The organism is Brevibacillus borstelensis (genome assembly GCF_003710865.1).
GTDB classification, from domain to species: domain Bacteria; phylum Bacillota; class Bacilli; order Brevibacillales; family Brevibacillaceae; genus Brevibacillus; species Brevibacillus borstelensis.
Genome location: NZ_RHHO01000053.1, coordinates 1 through 17,483, shown reverse-complemented (window position 1 = coordinate 17,483; position 17,483 = coordinate 1). Strand labels below are relative to the sequence as shown.

10 protein-coding genes and 3 pseudogenes are annotated in these 17,483 nt (G+C 47.8%); 9 read left to right on the top strand and 4 right to left on the bottom strand.

What is annotated here, in order from left to right:
- Positions 1-5: 5 nt before the first annotated feature.
- The 4 genes from EDM54_RS22645 (at position 6) to istB (ending at position 4,329) form a co-directional block, all read left to right on the top strand.
- Positions 6-224 (top strand): hypothetical protein, encoded by a 219-nt coding sequence (locus tag EDM54_RS22645; RefSeq protein WP_007130946.1) that lies wholly within the window; start codon positions 6-8, stop codon positions 222-224.
- 444 nt (positions 225-668) lie between these two features.
- Positions 669-1,286: an AAA family ATPase gene (locus EDM54_RS22640; RefSeq protein WP_307723570.1), complete on the top strand. Its 618-nt coding sequence runs from the start codon at positions 669-671 to the stop codon at positions 1,284-1,286.
- 1,203 nt (positions 1,287-2,489) lie between these two features.
- Positions 2,490-3,488: an IS21 family transposase gene (gene istA / locus EDM54_RS22635; RefSeq protein WP_243014969.1), complete on the top strand. Its 999-nt coding sequence runs from the start codon at positions 2,490-2,492 to the stop codon at positions 3,486-3,488.
- Between the two features lie 112 nt (positions 3,489-3,600).
- Complete coding sequence (istB, locus tag EDM54_RS22630; protein ID WP_122958828.1) at positions 3,601-4,329, top strand: IS21-like element helper ATPase IstB; 729 nt, start codon at positions 3,601-3,603, stop codon at positions 4,327-4,329.
- On the opposite strand, the gene EDM54_RS22625 is transcribed toward istB, so the two are convergent.
- The gene (locus tag EDM54_RS22625) at positions 4,306-4,995 is read right to left on the bottom strand and encodes a hypothetical protein (protein WP_122958827.1); all 690 of its coding nucleotides are present in this window, start codon (positions 4,993-4,995) and stop codon (positions 4,306-4,308) included. The two genes, istB and EDM54_RS22625, sit on opposite strands and share 24 nt — an antisense overlap.
- A gap of 194 nt (positions 4,996-5,189) precedes the next feature.
- On the opposite strand from EDM54_RS22625, the gene EDM54_RS22620 reads away from it, so the two are divergent.
- Both EDM54_RS22620 and EDM54_RS22615 read left to right on the top strand, forming a co-directional pair.
- Positions 5,190-5,405 carry a WYL domain-containing protein gene (locus EDM54_RS22620; RefSeq protein ID WP_122958826.1) on the top strand — a complete coding sequence of 72 codons (216 nt, stop codon included), beginning with the start codon at positions 5,190-5,192 and terminating at the stop codon, positions 5,403-5,405.
- Positions 5,395-5,637 (top strand): LexA family transcriptional regulator, encoded by a 243-nt coding sequence (locus EDM54_RS22615; RefSeq protein ID WP_122958825.1) that lies wholly within the window; start codon positions 5,395-5,397, stop codon positions 5,635-5,637. The genes EDM54_RS22620 and EDM54_RS22615 overlap by 11 nt, the downstream gene beginning before the upstream one ends.
- A 1,052-nt stretch (positions 5,638-6,689) precedes the next feature.
- Here the strand turns inward: EDM54_RS22615 and EDM54_RS22605 are convergent.
- Positions 6,690-7,111, bottom strand: a pseudogene (locus tag EDM54_RS22605) (transposase); the annotation flags it as partial.
- Between the two features lie 97 nt (positions 7,112-7,208).
- Positions 7,209-7,616, bottom strand: coding sequence for a helix-turn-helix domain-containing protein (locus EDM54_RS22600; RefSeq protein ID WP_122958824.1), 408 nt, complete (start codon positions 7,614-7,616; stop codon positions 7,209-7,211).
- A 59-nt stretch (positions 7,617-7,675) separates the two neighbouring features.
- Between EDM54_RS22600 and EDM54_RS27285 the strand changes: the two are divergent.
- Together EDM54_RS27285 and EDM54_RS22595 are read left to right on the top strand one after the other, a co-directional pair.
- Positions 7,676-7,741: pseudogene (locus EDM54_RS27285) on the top strand (hypothetical protein); the annotation flags it as partial.
- Positions 7,742-7,795: 54 nt separating this feature from the next.
- A complete protein-coding gene (locus EDM54_RS22595) occupies positions 7,796-8,149 on the top strand; it encodes a magnesium chelatase subunit ChlI family protein (protein WP_255320361.1) in 354 nt (117 codons plus the stop codon).
- 234 nt (positions 8,150-8,383) lie between these two features.
- On the opposite strand, the pseudogene EDM54_RS27430 reads toward EDM54_RS22595, so the two are convergent.
- Positions 8,384-8,617, bottom strand: a pseudogene (locus EDM54_RS27430) (MFS transporter); the annotation flags it as partial.
- 995 nt (positions 8,618-9,612) lie between these two features.
- On the opposite strand from EDM54_RS27430, the gene EDM54_RS22590 reads away from it, so the two are divergent.
- On the top strand, positions 9,613-17,483 hold a 7,871-nt coding region (locus EDM54_RS22590; RefSeq protein WP_122958823.1), incomplete at its 3' end, for a non-ribosomal peptide synthetase.

The following is a 17,483-nucleotide window of genomic DNA, read 5'->3' as shown; positions in this document are numbered from 1 at the left end:
TGAACATGTTGATGCTTCACATCCTGCTGGCGCCTTTGATAGGTTTGCCGATGTTGGGATTGCTTCGAAAGAGACTTTATCGGGATGCAGCAGTTTTTGGGGCTGTATCTGTTATTGGATACGGATTATGGATTTGTATCGTGAATCATCGTCCTTTTATCATTACGATTTTTATTGAAAGAATGATTGAAATGTTAAAATCCATTTCAACGACGATGATATAAACGTAGAATGAATAGTTTTGCGGGTTCTTCCCAGTTTGTTACCACTATGATCCGCCAATCCTTGTGATAGAACTTTAACAGGAGATATGAAGGATGACTGAAGTGGCAGACTTCACCTGAAAGGTGCTCCTCCCTTTGGGTGATGTGTTTCAGTCAAACACCATTCTACCAAAGATTTGGATCCCTTTTATCGTTATCAAGAACATATGTAACTATACAAAAATCGCTCGAATAGTCAACAACATAACTTTTCCACGTTGTATAACCAAGGATAGCCCCGCCAAAATAAAAGATTTTGTAAAATGGTAAGGAAGTTGTTCATTCCTGATGATTATAGTCAAAGGGAAGGGGGCAAACCATGATCATAGCCACGAAACTTCATATTCCTCGATCGCGAAGCTCGCTTGTTGCGCGTTCCCGTCTCACCCGGCGTTTGCATAAGGGTTGGATTGCACGCTTACTTTGATCACAGCTCCAGCCGGGTATGGCAAAACGACATTGCTCGGCGAATGGGTGATGACGCTGGAAAATCCCGTCGCCTGGGTCTCGCTTGATCAAGGGGATAATGATCGCACGCGCTTCTGGGCACATACCCTTGCAGCGTTAAAACAAGCGTATCCGTCTTTTGACCAACAGGACGTGCTTCGTCATGCCGCGGAAGATCCATCGGGTGTGTCGCTGATTGCTGCGCTCGTCAACGGGCTGCATCGCATTCCGCAAACGAAGGTGCTCGTTTGGGATGACTTTCATCATATCGAAGAAGCGTCAATCTTGAAGGGCGTCACTTATCTGCTGGAACGTTTGCCACTACATGTCCATCTCTATCTTGCAAGCCGAAATTCTCCAGCGCTTCCTCTTTCCAGACTACGAGCAGAAAATAGGCTGATCTGGTTGGATGCGCGCGATCTCCGGTTTGCGCCGGACGAAACGACCGAATTTTTTGCAAAGTGCGGCGGTATACAATTATCCAACGAAGATGTGGCGCACATCGGCATACTCCGGGTTTTCCAATGTACATCCATATCCGCTCCATGTGCAAGGAATTTAAAGGGAAATCGTTGATTTCCTTGCACATGAGTTCGATGAAAACGGAGCAAAACCTTTGTCGTTTCTCAATTTTTTATTCGTTCAGCAAGCCCTAAATAGGGCAGCAACATCAGTTTTTTGTCTCTGACCTAAAACTAAAGAAAAAAGCTTCTGGTTTCCAGAAGCTCAGGCTGTCGACTTTCTCGACAGCCCCATTATGTTTACTCATTGGCTAAGCGTTTCTTTGTCACCCATTCATTCCAATATTCTACTTCCTCTACACCTTCTCCTATTGCTTGAATTTTGCCAGTACAATATTCGCATACTAAAAAAAGGATCTTCTTCACGGATAATGGAGCACTGTTTTGGGGTTAATTTATCTAGTTCCCATAAGTAGAAATGTTTATTACAATGATCACATTTTACGATATCATTGTCATCTGCCATTTTTTCCTCCCTGATTATCCTTAAGAAGTCGTTATTTATATGGTACAACAGATCTCCTTCCATTCCTATCCTTCAGCAAATTTCTATCTTTCTTTGCTTGCTTAGATTTTTTTTCATAGTCTAATTGATCTCTTGTGGTTTTTTGTAAATGCTCGTTATAACTGGGGTTGTAACGAACTTTATCAAAAATTTGAAGTCAAAGTTACCGAGATAACGCTGATGTTTTAGCTCCTTTGTTCTATCAGCCTGGGGAACAAAGTGGGCATGGAATAACCGTTGATCTTTGTGACTAAAAATTAGGAATACAGTATAGCCACTTAGATTTAAACTTTCATTGCGGTATGATGAATTTGCAATTTTTGACCCATCTACATAATTACCAAGATGCCTATTTACGGTTGTTCTAAGAGTAGAATTAATGTCGTACACCAAAAGAACAGATCCTCTGATATCTGTAGTGCTAACAAAGATCTCTAGGTCCCCATCATTATTTCTATCTCGATTTATTCGATTTACAATTTCGTTAACACCTGCTAATTCAATATGTCTCGTAGCCGAGGTTGCTCTATCGTTAGGAATTTCAGTAAAGTCACTCCAATTATCTACATAAGTATCCCTTGTTCGTACCTCTGCGGTTTCATCTGATGTTTATGGCAGGATAAAAGTGCAGAGAATTGCGGCGGAAAACTGCAGAGTTCCACCGCAATTCTGAGGCCATGAAAAAGGCACTTGCCAACATCCCCCTACAAAATCTACCCTTGGATTTGGCTAGAATCTGAGGGAGTGAGAGGAATGTTGAAAGTGCCACAACAACAGTATATCCGATTTTTGCGGGAAGTCGAAGGGTGTTCGATTCAGGAAATTGCAGAACGTGTCCAGGTGAATTGGCGGACCGCCAAGAAATATGCGGATCGCGACGATTGGAATGAACCGGTATGCAAGCGAAAAGGCCGCCATCCGGTGTTGGGACCGTATATCGAGATCATTGACACATGGCTGGAGGAAGATGAGCGTCTTCCACGCAAGCAACGCCATACAGCCGTCCGCATGTTTCAGCGGTTACGGGATGAGCACGGATTCCCTGGCGGGCAGCGAACGGTATCCGAATATGTCTCCAAACGGAAGAAAGCCATGGCATCTGAACGAGCCGAACATTTTGAACGTTTGGAGCATCCAGGTGGAGAAGCTCAGGCTGACTTCGGGACGGTGTACGTTGTCAAGTCGGGAGAACTGGTGGAGCGGAAAGTATTGACTCTATCGTTTCCGTACAGCAATGCCGCCTTTGTGTTCCCGGTTCCGAAAGAAAACACGGAATGCTTTCTGGAAGCCTTAGGGCGGCTGTTTCAGCAAATGGGAGGAGTCCCTCGCAAGATTTGGTTTGACAACTTGTCCGCTGCTGTTATGTCCATCCAGCATGATGGTAAACGAGAGTGTACGGAAGCATTTCGGCGTTTCTGCGCCCATTACCGCTTTGAGCCCCTGTTTTGCAATCCATACAGCGGCCATGAGAAAGGCCATGTGGAAAACAAAGTGGGGTATGGACGCCGAAACTGGTGTGTTCCGCCACCGGTTATCGATACGCCGGAACAACTGGAGACGTATTTGGCGGAAGCTGCCCGTGCGGATATGCAGCGCCCTCACTATGTGAAAAAGCAAACCATTGCCGAGTTGTGGGAGCAAGAAAAATGCAAGCTGCTGACGCTGCCGACGACACCGCTGGAGATTTTCCGGCTGGAGACGTGCCACCTGAACAAATACGCTGAGCCTTGGAGCATGCCCTTTACGCGATAAAACACCCTGTTTTCCGCCCGGAACCGTTTCCAGAGTCGCATACACCCCCTGCCCTTCACGGGCAGATACCAATGCTGGATGAGTACGACCGGATCCTGGGGGTGAGGGTGGAATGAGAGAAGAGCTGGCAAAGGTGTGTAAAACTTTGCATTTGGCGCATGTGATGGAAACCTATGAACAGGTGCTGTTTGAAGATCGTGAGAGCTTCCTGCTGGGTGTCTTGCGGATGGAGATTCAGCGGCGAGAAGAAACCAAACTGAAGCGATTATTGAAGAAAGCCGCGTTTCCCCAACTGAAGACACTGGAGGATTACGATTTTGAGGCAGTCACCTTTCCGGAAACATGTACAAAGGAGGGATTGATCGACCTGCGTTTTTTGGAGCGTAAGGAAAATGTGCTGATGCTGGGAAAAGTGGGCACGGGGAAGACCCATCTGGCAACAGCGCTTGGCGTAGAGGCGTGCCGAAGAGGATATGCCGTTCGATTCTTCCGTGTTCCCGATCTGGTTGCGCTCTTGCAGGAAAAACACGCGAATGGGGCACTGATGCGGTTTCAAAAAGAACTGGCAGACTGTGAGTTGTTGATTTTGGACGAGGTTGGGTTTGTTCCCTTTCACCAAACGGGGGCTGAGCTGTTGTTTCATGTCATCTCGGCCTGCTATGAGAGAAACAGTGTGATTGTGACGTCGAATTTGGAGTTTGGGCAGTGGAATACGGTGTTTGGAGATACGCGATTGACGGCAGCCCTTGTGGATCGCCTCGTCCACCACGCCCATATTCTGGCGTTTACCGGAGAAAGCTACCGACTGCGCCATGCTCTATCCAGCATGAAGTCTTCCTAAATTCTTTGGGATTGATGTTGGCAGTGTTCTGCATAAATTGGCCGCCAAACTCTGCATTTTTAAGTTGCAAAATACATCTGAATAACGATATCTCTCTTCTAATATCGCTGTCGCAACGGCTGCAGTAGCAGTTGCTACTGTTGCAAATAAAGCAGCTTCAAGTGTGGCTAATGCAGAACTGCTAATAGCACCCGCTGCAAGGGGGATAAGTAATGGTACTGCTTGGGTAGTTACTTTACCTTGGTTATTCAGTTCGGTTTTTTCTTCTTGTATAAAAACTTTGTTTATATATTCTTCAAGTTCGTTGCTATCCTCTTTGCCAAGAAGTACATTTGATAGATGCTTCTCTAACTCTTTCGGTTCGAAGTCTCTTTTAATTTTCTTAATTTTAATCTCTGTCTTAGAAACAGTTTTTCCATCAACATCAATTTTTGATTTCCAGAGATATTGGTTTCCTTTTTGTAGGATTGTTACAGAGTATGTGGCGTCCCTGTCTGTATTCTCGGCAACTAACTCAAAGAGTATATCATTATCTGAGTAAACTTCAATGGAAATGTCTTGCTTACTTTTCTTGGCAGAAGCAGGAACAGCATTAGAGAAAGTAAAGGTGAAAAGTAGGCACAGGGTTAGGAGTATGTTACCTATAATGGTTAGTTTTGAATTCATAGTTACCTTCCTTTCGACAGAAATTTGGGGTAATACGGCCGTATTTCAAAAAAAAGATTAACAAATATTTTCAATAAAGTAAATATATGTTTTGTAAATTTTGGAAGATAGTGTGCATGGGCGATATTTTCTTGAAATAGGAACATACGTTTGTATATAATACAAACAGATGTTCTTGTTTGGAGGCGGACAACGTGGTAAAAGAACTGCAGCGAGCTATAACCCAGCAGCAGCGCATCCAGATCATTTACCTTAGCAGTAACGGCAAGACAACGCAGCGTACTTTGCGGCCGCTTGAGATCGTGGGCGATCGATTGAAAGCATACTGCCTGACCCGGAGCGCGCCGCGCGTGTTTATCATTGACAATATCCTCGCTGTCCAACCGGTGGTGGAGCGACATGCTGTCTGACATCGAGCGAAAGGTGTTGCGGATCATCGGCAACTACTCCGCCGGGCGCCGACGCATGCCAACAGTGGATGAACTGTGCATCAAGACCGGCAGGGACTGCGGCGGAATCATGGAAGTACTCGAAGTATTGGCCTGGGAAGAATACATCGAATGGGACCGCATGCAGCCAGACAAAATTGTGCTGCTGGAAGCCTGGGAAAGGGGAGTCCATCATCCATGGCGAGCAAAATAGACAGAAGAACTGCGCAGCATGTGGGGCGTGATCAAGTGGATGGATCAAAACAGCCGGCGGGTTAAACTAGTGAACGATGAGGAGAGCCGGTGGATTCAGATGGATGCAATCATTGACGTAATTCCATAAAGGGGAGAGCAACGTGTCAAATGTACTTACCTCATTAGATTCAATGGATGTAAGAAGTAGGATCATTGGAGCTATTTTTGTTGTTTTTAAAAAACCAGAAGCGATAGCACAATTTGTAGATGAGAGTACTGGGACCACGTACGTTGTTACTTACAACCGAAAAATATGAAAATCTCGGTTGGAAACGGTGATTACCAACAGTTCGACAACTTACTCGTATTTTTGACATCTCAGATAGGGCCCCCAGATAAAATTTACACCAAAGAATCAAGGCTTGATCCCGGACAGATGATTTCGTATATGGAGTGGCTCAACAAATAAGAAGCTGTAGACCCGTCTCTGCATTAATCGGAGACGGGTCTTTGCTTTCAATATCTGTAAGAAATCCGACGGACACTTGGGGACGAATTGGGGACGAAATTCGTCCCCAATCATCATAACGGTTCCTAACAAAACCGAAGGGTATCGCTCAAAAGCCTAATAAAATAAGCTTTCATCAGACTATAACAGGTTGCAGCCAAAGCGTTGTTTCCCTTTGACAGGATGGGGGGCGCTGGTTCGAACTCAGTCCGGATCACCATAAAAAAGCCAATAACGGCGTGGTTTCTCGAGCAGAGAGACCGCGCTTTTTGGTTATAAAAAAGAGGGTTGCAACTATTTTGCAACCCTCAGCGTGTAGACAAAGTACCAAAGGTACAAGGTCTACACGCTTTTTTGTCGAATAAACATGACATTCAACACTTTGTAGAGGTGGAAGCATGCTGAACAAGCAACAGGCCGAAGGTCGTTATCAGATATCCGTAGTCTCGTTAGATGAATTGGTTCCACAAGATCATCTCGTTCGAAAAATCGAAAATGCCATCGACTTTTCTTTTATCTAGGGTCTGTCAATCATTTTGTGTAAACTCCAATAGCCGTTAGGCTCAGCGGAGATATGGTTGAACTCGCTCCGGAAACTGAACGGACAGTTGTAACAGAATTTGGCCCCAGTTCTGAACTCTCCCCGTCCACTTTCGTAACACATCCATGGTTGCCAGGTAGAGCATTTTGAGCAGGGCTTCGTCTGTAGGGAAAATGGCTTTTCCTTTGGTGACTTTTCTCAGTTGGCGATGGTAGCTCTCAATGACATTGGTTGTGTAGATCAGTTTGCGAATTTCGGGTGAGTACTTGAAGAAGGTGGAGATTTCCGCCCAGTTCGTACGCCAGGAACGGACAATAAGGGGGTACTTTTGTCCCCACGTCTGCTCGAATTGATTCAATTCTACCAAGGCGGCTTCTTCCATAGCCGCTTTATAGAGGGCGGCTGCAGGACCGACGTGATTTTCTTCATGTCTTTATAGGAAACGAGTTGCGAATCATGCATCGAGGATGCAGGATTTAGACCAGGATTGAATCGCGTGGAGTAATGAATCAAGCCCTTCTCGTCTGAGGAGGCTTTGATGTTAATTTAAAATAGCTAAGAATGTATCGATACGTTCTATATATTGTTCGGACGGTTGGTATTCATCTTTTTCCCACAACCAAATCATTCGAGCGCTAACCCCGATTTTCTTTGCGAACTCCCTTTTGTTGTACCCATGATACAGTCGTGCTTTTTTGAGACGCTGGCCAAGTGTATGTTCCGGAAAGTTTTCAAAACAACCGAGGTATGCGACTGACACTCCCAATGCTTCCGACAACTTTCTAAGGTTAGGTGGGCTAACTGTTGACTTGTTTTGTTCGGCCAGACGAAGAGATCGGACACTAAGGCCGGTTGCGGCAGCAAGATCGACAAGCAGCATGTTTTTCTCTACTCGTGCACGTCTGATGCGCCCTCCAGGGGTATCATCTTCCGGCAATGTAGGAGACATCGACGTTTCCTTGTGAATCGAAATTTCTAGGTTGTTATCTTCACGCGTGCCCCTGCGGGTTTTACGGTTCCCGCGATCAGCGCGAATGCACCTGCACACCGCAGCAGATCCAAAAGTATCGCTCGAAATTGTCCGGCCCGCTGCTTGACCGGATCGACCTGCATCTGGAAGTCCCCCGAGTGCCGGTAAGTCTGCTGCAGGAGCCGCCGCGAGCGGAGACGTCCGAAGAGATCCGCCGCAGGGTGGAAGCGGCGAGGGCGATTCAATGCGAGCGTTACCGGCATCGCCCCGGTGCTCCCTTCAACAGCGCGATGAGCGGGGAAGAACTGCGCCGGTATGCCAGCCTGGACAGAGAAGGACGAAAGCTGCTGCAGCTCGCCTTTGAGACGCTCGGCCTGAGCGCCCGCGCCTACAACCGGATCGTCAAGGTAGCCCGCACCATCGCCGACCTGGCGGGAGCGGAGCAGATCGAGGCCGCCCATGTGGCGGAAGCGATCCGGTACCGGGCGTTGGATCGCGGGGTGGTGGGATGAGAATGGTTCAGAGATTGCGGTAGTGAAGAATTCAACACGAATGTGAAGTGACTGTCTGGCCGAACGGAACTCATAGCCGAGTAATAGTTCCTAAGCAAACGATCAACAGCTTGATTTTCGACAATCGCGAAGAAATCGAGTCTGACGGTGCGAGGGTTGACTGACCAGTTTGACGATAATTGATTTGTTTTTGGGGAGATGGAGACTCCGAAAATCGACACTAGAGCGCCGAGGCGCACACAGGGACGCCGCCACAAACAGCGTCATTCCCACCACGTACACCATCTTGGCCCCGTAGCGATTGGCCAGGGATCCTCTCGCGAGCAGTAGAGAGGCAAAGGTGAGTATTCAGCTGTCCACGACCCACATCAAGCCGGCAAGAATGATCCCGAGGTTGGCCTGCATGTTGGCAACCGCCACATTCCCCCGGTCACGGGTCACGTCAAGCGTTGCCATGACGAAACCCATTGCCAGCGCGACCAGTGTCTTCTAAACCTGAACGCGAACTGTTCGGCAGGAAGCTTAACTGTACATATAACGCTTTCATTGACATGTGATCTTCTACATATCGTCCGCAATTCGATTGCCATTCCCTCTGTGTTACCTCTCCTTCGCTTCCACTCATCCAAACCTCTGTTTTTTTAGATGCACAAACTCCCCAACTTCAATGTTAGTGGATTCAGCCGTTCTCAGGATTGTTAATAATAGACTTAGATTTACGATTTGCTATTGACACATTTTTATAAAAAGTTGCATAATTATGGTGATGATGGGAAATTCAAAGTTATAGCAAGATCTGCCCTCATTACTTCTTGTCGTTTTGAATTTCCCACAATATTTAGTTCTGATGTGTACATAGAAAGCAGCTTCTGGTCGAAAACACCACTAGCCACCTACAGAAATTTTAACTATAAATATCTGTTGCAAATGGTTACAATGTACTTATATTTTATACCTGTTGAAGTCTTGGTCCCGTTTCACTGCAAAATCCCAGAGACCAAAGCTTTAGCGTGGCAGCATAGCGGTGTTGACCCAATGTCAATTTTGGAAACAATTTGCCCCTTTGTCTCCGCATTGAACAGAAATCACGACCGCATCCATTGAAAATATTTTTTCAGCACAATGATCGTTCCGATGATGAATGCCTCTTTGTACTAATTTCCCCCCGATGAACAAACCAGCCTAAAGTAAATACATGATTAGGTAACAATCCTTTGTAACTGACCATAGAAAATGAGAAGGTATGTCCATACGATTTTTTTATTGTGCCTAGGAAACCTATTTTATGTAATTTATGAAAAAATTATAATAATTGGTTTAAACAGAAAGAATAGTTCGAATTTTTAAAATAAAATTCTAAACGAATACTTTTCCAGTTCTCCTACTAATCAAGTTAGCACTTTATTTCGCTCCTGCGGAATTTGTGCTATGAAATATTGAATTTTATTGAGGAGGTATTGTAATTGCAGTACGAAGTAATAGAAGGTTATCGTTTGTCCCCACAGCAAAAACGTGTGTGGAACCTACAAAATATGGGTTTTGTAGGTACAAACTACCTTGTCGTCCGTTTGGTAGGCGAATTGAGCAAGGAGGCTTTACAAAGTGCCCTTGTAAGGCTTGTGAATGATCATGAAATCTTTCGTACCGATTTGAAGACCTATGAGGAACTGTTGGTACCTGTCCAAGTGGTAAGGAATGATAATCTCTATTACTGGAATGTTCTTGACCTTCGAGCCTTGAGGAAAGAACAACAACGTAAAGAAATTGAGGACTTGTTGGATATCGAAAAGTCAATCTCCTTTAAGGAAGGAGATACGCTTCTCCGAGCAACTTTGGCCCTATTGGAAGAGCGGGAAGCGGTTCTAGTGCTAACCACAGTATCGTACTATACCGATACGTGGACCCTAAAAACCTTAGCTGAAACCTTGGGCTCTCTCTATTCGGCTTGCTTGACCGGCCGCGAAGAAGAATCGGAAATTGTTCAATACGGCCAGTATGCTGAATGGCAGAATGAAATTCTCTCTGAAATGGAGGATGAGGAAAAACAACATTGGAATCGGCTAGGGCTCCTTCCACTGCCGCAAGCCTCGCTTCCTTTCGCAAAAGGACGAACGGACACGGAGATTTCGGCGGGTGAGGAAACATTCTCCTGGACACTTTCCTCCGAACTCGTATCCAAGGTGGAAGAATTGGCTGAAGAAGCTTCTGTTACACCAGAGGTGGTGCTATTCGCAGGGTGGCAATCGGTCCTTTCCAGACTTACTAATCAGTCAGAATTGGTAATCGGTTTCGGTGTGGACGGCCGGGCGTTTAAGGAACTGGAAGGGGCTTTGGGACTCTATGGGAAGTATCTCCCGATTCGAGGAGGTGTTGTGGGGACAGAAACGTTTCGCTCGATCCTTCATCGTCTCAGCCAACGCGTGGAACATGCCCGAGAATGGCAAGGAACCTTCTGGATTGAAGAGTGGAGCCAATCAGTTGAAGAATCAGAGCGCTGCGAGCGACTTCAGTTCGGATTTGACTATTTGAACACTGAAGTGCAGATCAAAAACGAAGGGGATCTGGAGTTCACGATACTCGCCCTAAACAGCTCGATTGACCGTTTCGATCTTCGTTTGAGTTGCCTGCAGAGGAGGGGAGAGCTAAATCTAGAACTCCGCTTCGACAGTAGTTTGTACCGGATAGACGACATTCGTGATCTTGCTTCTTACTTTAATGAGTTTCTTCGCCAGGCCGTGATGAGGCTGGATGATCCTGCAGTAGAGTTCGACCTTTTGGATGAATTCAAGAAACATCAGATCCTGGTGGAATGGAGCATGACTGAAGCTCCCCTTACTGGCCAGCCTGTACATAAAAAGTTTGAAGAGCAAGTTCTTAAAACGCCGGAGCGGGTAGCGGTCTTGTACCAAGACCAACAGCTGACCTTTATGGATTTGAACATACGTGCAAATGAACTGGCACATCGACTGATAAAGATGGGCGTCGGAGCAGACGTTAGAGTGGCTATTTGCGTTGAACCTTCTTTGGATCTGGTGGTTGGGATTCTCGGGGTATTGAAGGCGGGAGGAGCGTATGTTCCGGTTGATCCTTCCTATCCTAAAGAGCGTATCCAGTACATGCTCGAAGATTCCCTGGCGACGGTTTTGCTTACCCAAAAACACTTAGCAGACCAACTTTCTGATCATGCGCCGGAGATGCTCTTTTTGGATGAGGTGGAAGCATTAATCAAGGAGAACGATCAAAATCCTGATGTGATAGTGACGAGCGAGGATCTCGCGTACATTATCTATACCTCTGGATCAACCGGTCGACCAAAAGGTACATTGATCCACCATGGAGGTTTGACCAACTACCTTGAATGGGCTATTCAGGCTTATGAAGCAGAAAAGGGTGAAGGGGCCCCGTTGCACTCCTCGATCGCATTCGATTTGACGGTCACCTCGCTGTTCGTACCTCTGCTCGCGGGCAACAAAGTCGTACTTGTCCCGCAGGACAACTCACTGGACGGTTTGGTGACAGTACTGCGCGAACATCGAAAGTTCAGCTTCATTAAGCTTACTCCGGCACACTTGAAAGTACTCAGCCAGAAGCTCGACCCAACTGAAGTAAGAGGTATGTTCCGCAAAATGATCATTGGAGGGGAAGCATTATTAGCTTCGGATGTGGAGTTCTGGCGGAAGCATGCTCCAGAAACGGTGTTGTACAACGAGTACGGCCCCACCGAAGCGGTAGTTGGCTGCATTGTTTATGAGATCCCATCGACTGCGGTTTTGGAAGGTACAGTCCCGATCGGTCGTCCCATCGCAGGCGCTCGCATTTACATCCTCGATGAGAACAAGAAGCCGGTTCCCGTCGGTTCACCGGGTGAGATTTTTATCGGCGGTGCAGGTGTTGCACGGGGTTATCTTAACCAACCGGCGTTGACTGCGGAACGCTTCCTCGAAAACCCCTTCTTTGCTGGAGATAGGCTGTATAAAACTGGTGACTTGGCCAGATATCTCCCAGACGGAACTATCGAATACATCGGTCGCCTGGACGATCAAGTCAAGATTCGCGGCTACCGTATTGAGCCAATCGAGATCACAAAGCTTCTTGACAAGCATCCGCTGGTGAGGGAGAGCGTGGTAGTTGCATGTGAAGACGTGCCGGGAGAAAAGCGTCTGGTTGCTTACGTCGTCACCAAAGGGAAGACTAAATTGAGCGTCAAGGAACTTCGAGACTTCCTCGGTAGCCAGCTCCCAAGCTACATGTTGCCGTCAGCTTTCGTCAGCCTGGAAAAACTGCCTCTAACTTCAAATGGTAAGGTGGACAAAAAAGCCTTGCCGAAACCTGATCAGATTCGATTGGATACGGGCGAAGTGTTCATCGCGTCCCGATCCGAAGAGGAGGAAATTCTCTCAGGCATTTGGGCACAAGTCCTAGGTGTAGATCAAGTCGGCATCGATGATAACTACTTTGCGCTCGGTGGCGACTCCATCCGCTCCATCCAAGTGGTGGCACGAGCCCAAGAGCGCGGAATCAAATTCTCGGTGGAAGACATGTTCAGGTTTCCGACGATTCGTTCCTTGATGCACCATTTGCGAACGATCGAATATGAAACGTCAAAACCTAAGAACCGGGAACCATTCGGAATGTTGACTGAGATCGACCGCCGCAAGATACCGAATGGCATCATCGATGCGTATCCGCTCACCTTACTGCAAGAGGGGATGATTTTTCACTCGGAGTTTAGTCCGGACACGCCTATTTATCACGACATTACATCGTTGCACATAAAGGCACCGTTTCATCCGGAACTTCTGCGGGAAGCGATAGACTTCGTAGTAAACCGACATGCAACACTCCGTACTTCCTATGATCTCACTACCTTCTCCAGGCCCCTGCAGCTCGTACATGAAAAGGGAGTTACCGATCTGATGGTGGATGACATCACCCATCTTTCCTTCGAAGAGCAGGAGACCTATGTGGCGAATTGGCTAGAGGAGGAAAAAGGACGCGGTTTCGATTGGCGCCAGCTCCCCTTGCTGCGCTTCCATGTTCACCGTCGTTCAGAAGACTCCTTCCAGTTTACCGTCAGCTTCCACCACGCAATTCTCGATGGTTGGAGCGAAGCCACGATGCTGATGGAGATGTTCCGGTACTATCTGAAGCTTGTGGCGGGCGAAAAGCCGCAGGCGGATGTGCTCGGAACCTTATTCCGCGACTTCGTGGAGTTGGAACGGCTCGCAATGGAAGAGTGTCGTCAGTATTGGGACGAGAAGCTTCAGAACATGAGCCTGATGAAGCTACCTCGCTGGAAGAAAGTCAATGAGGGGAATCTGTTGGATCCATGTAAACGGGTAATTTACGTTTTGGAAGTTCCAATACCACACGAGATATCGGAAGGGATTAAGAAGCTAGCCGTTACATTGGCGGTGCCGCTTAAGAACGTCTTGCTGGCAGCACACATGCGAGTACTCAACTTGCTCAGCAACCAGACGGACCTTCTGACCTGTGTAGTTTCAGCGGGCCGTCCAGAGAGTCCAGATGGTGAACGGGTACTTGGCCTATTCATTAATTCGCTACCTTTTCGCATGAATCTGGAGGGAGGCACATGGAAAGAACTGGCTCTTCAGGCGTTTGAAACCGAGCGTGAAATGCTCCCTTACAGACGTTACCCAATAGCTGAAATCAAACGGAACCACGGTGGCCGGCTTCTCTCTGAAACGTTGTTCTACTTCACGCACTACCATGTCTACCACGGTCTGCAAGAGCTGCCGGGTGTAGAAGTCCTGAGCAATTACTTATACGAAGAAACTAGTTTCCCATTAGCTTCGAATTTTTTCCTCGATCCATTCACCAACCGAGTACACCTGAAGCTCAAGTGTGATACCAATGTGTTGGAGCGGGATCAGATCAATTTGATAGGCCAGTACTACCTCAACGTTCTTACTGCGATGGCAACCGACCCGGATGCTCGCTATGAGGAAGCGGATCTGCTGACTGAAGCCGAGCGACGGAAGATGTGGATGGAGTGGAACAATCACGAGACAAAGGCTGAGGTAATTGAAGATAATCAGACACTAGTCCGAATGTTCGAAGAACAGGTGGCTAAACATCCGAATAATACGGCCGTCTCCTATGAGGGTAACACGCTTACCTATACGGAACTCAACCGTCGAGCGAACCAACTAGCCCACTATTTGCGTGGTCTCGGAGTCGGGCCCGAATCCCTGGTGGGTCTTTGTGTCGACCGATCCCTTGACATGATCGTAAGTATCCTGGGTATCCAGAAGGCTGGCGGTGCGTACGTTCCGCTTGATACGTCCAATCCAAAAGAGCGTCTGGCGTATATTCTACAAGACTGTGCTCCCACTGTTTTAGTAACGAAAAGTAACATGCTCGACAATTTGCCGGAACATTTGGCTCAAACGGTATGCTTGGATGTTCAGGCGGATGAAATCGCCAAAATGCCAGATATCAATCCGATACCGGTGGCGAATGCGGACAATTTGGCGTACATCATCTATACCTCCGGTTCAACCGGGCAACCGAAAGGGGTTTTGACCACTCATCGAAACGTTCTTCGTCTCTTCTCTTCAACAAATCACTGGTTCAATTTTAATGAGAACGATGTATGGACGGTGTTCCATTCCTACGCGTTCGACTTCTCTGTTTGGGAAATCTGGGGGGCTTTACTCTACGGAGGCAAAGCGGTGGTGGTTCCACTTTTTGTCGCTCGCTCTCCTGAAGCGTTCTACGAACTGCTGGTCGAGGAGAAGGTCACGGTACTCAACCAGACACCTTCGGCATTCCGCCAACTGATGAATGTCGAAGAGGGACGTGAACCGTCTTCTGACCTGTCACTTCGTTACGTGATCTTCGGTGGGGAAGCTCTAGATATCCCGAGTCTTGCGCCATGGTTTGACCGTCACGGCGATCAGCAGCCCCACCTCATCAATATGTATGGGATCACCGAGACCACTGTACACGTTACCTTTCGTCCGCTCACCAGAGCTGACTTGGATGCGCCCGGCAGTGTGATTGGCCTACCAATTCCGGACCTTAAGGTGTACTTGCTCGACGCCCAACTGAATCCGGTACCGGTTGGGGTTCCAGGTGAGATATACGTTAGCGGTGCCGGATTAGCTCGTGGCTATCTTAATCAGGAAGAACTGACACGAAAGCGTTTCGTACGGAATCCTTTCCACCACGATGCCAGCGAGCACTTATATAAATCGGGCGACTTAGCCCGTTACTTGCCGAACGGTGATCTGGAGTATGTCGGTAGAATTGACGATCAAGTAAAGATCCGGGGATACCGCATTGAGTTGGGTGAGATTCAATCAGCACTCAGCCAGCACGGGTCAGTCAGAGAATCGGTAGTGGTTATGAGGGAAGATGTGCCCGGCGACAAGCGTCTGGTCGCGTATGTGGTTTCGACAGGTGAGCTGACGGTTAGCGACCTTCGTCAACATTTGGCAAACCGTCTCCCGGATTACATGGTCCCGTCCGCTTTTGTTCTATTAAAGGAACTGCCGATGACTGCGAACGGTAAGATCGACCGCCGTGCACTTCCGAAACCGTCACAAGACCGTCCGGATCTGGTCAGTGAATTTGTGGCACCGCGAAACGAAGTGGAAGAACTAATTGCAGGGACGTGGTCTTCCGTTTTAGGGCGCGAGCGGGTTGGTATCAACGACAACTTCTTCGAACTAGGCGGCCATTCGCTCTTGGCGACCCAAGTGATCACATTGCTTCGCGATTCGCTTCAGATTAATTTGCCGTTAAGAGCTTTGTTCGAAGCGCCAACCGTTAGAGAACTTGCGGTGCTGGTTGAAGAGCTGCGCAGTCAAGGTGCGGTTTATAATCCGATGCCGGTTATATCACCTGACCTTGAGAACCGATATGAGAAGTTCCCTCTCACCGACATTCAGCAGGCATACTTGGTCGGCCGTGATAAGGTATTTGAGCTCGGGAACTCTGCGGCCCATATCTACATGCGCTTTGAATCGGACGGTCTTGATGTAGAACGTCTGAACAAGGCTGTGCAACGGCTCATCGATCGTCATGATATGCTTCGGGCAATCGTCCATCCGGACGGGCAGCAGCAAATTCTCAAATCAGTTCCGCCTTACGTAATCAAGGTGAAAGATTTACGCGGACTGGATAAGGAGGAAATACAGAATCAGATTGAGGAAGACCGGAGGGCCCTCTCTCACCAGGTGTTCCATACCGACCAATGGCCGCTGTTTGAGATCCGAGCAAATCGGATAGACGAAACAAGGTATGTATTACACGTGTCGATCGATTTGTTGATTACCGATGCCGACTCCTTAGGTATTTTGAGCCGAGAATTAGGTGTATTTTATTCGAATCCGGAAGCAAACCTTCCGCCGTTGGAAGTTTCATTCCGTGACTATGTACTCGGTGAACTGTCCTTCCGCCAGTCGGAGCAGTACAAAGAATCCCTGCGTTACTGGACAGAGCGATTGAAGACACTGCCGCCCGCTCCAGAAATGCCGTTGATTAGCGGATTGGAGTCGATTGACAAACCGGAATTCGTCCGTTACAAGGGCTCCCTTGAAGAAGGACTTTGGAAGAAGTTGAAAGCCCAAGCAGCCCGTATTGGCGTTACCCCCTCCGGAGTTCTTTTGGCAGCTTATTCGGCTGTCCTAAGACGTTGGGCGAAGAAACCACAGTTCACGATAAATGTTACTACTTATAACTGTCTGCCATTTCACCCGCAAGCAAAAGATCTGGTCGGGGACTTTACCTCGCTTACCCTGCTGGGAGTTGACAGCGATAAGCGTAACTTCGAAGAGTTGGCCAAGTCAATTCAGAAGCAGTTCATGGATGATCTAGATCACAACTATGTCAGCGGAATTCACATCATGCGGGAGCTCGCACGCATGCATGGCAGCCCGCTCGGGAACCTTATGCCGGTCGTATTCACGTCTGTACTCCCACTGCATACCCGGGACGCATATGGCGATAACCCGATCCCTGCCGATCTGGTGGAAGCGATTACTCAGAGTCCGCAGCTGTTGATTGACCACCAAGTTTCCGAGGAGAAAGGCTCATTGCATTTCCGTTGGGACGTTCTCGAATACGTTTTCCCGGAAGGCTATATTCACGGAATGTTCAATGCATATCAAAAACTGCTTCATAGACTAGCCCTGGATGAAAAGGCATGGCTAGAGCAGACGTTGGATCTGATCCCGGCAGAAGATGTGGAGATGCAGAAACTGGCCAACGCAACGGAAGGTGTTGTTACAGATAACCAGCTGCACACCTTGTTTGCTAAGCAGGTTGCACAGCGTCCGGACCAACACGCTGTCGTGTCCTCAGACCG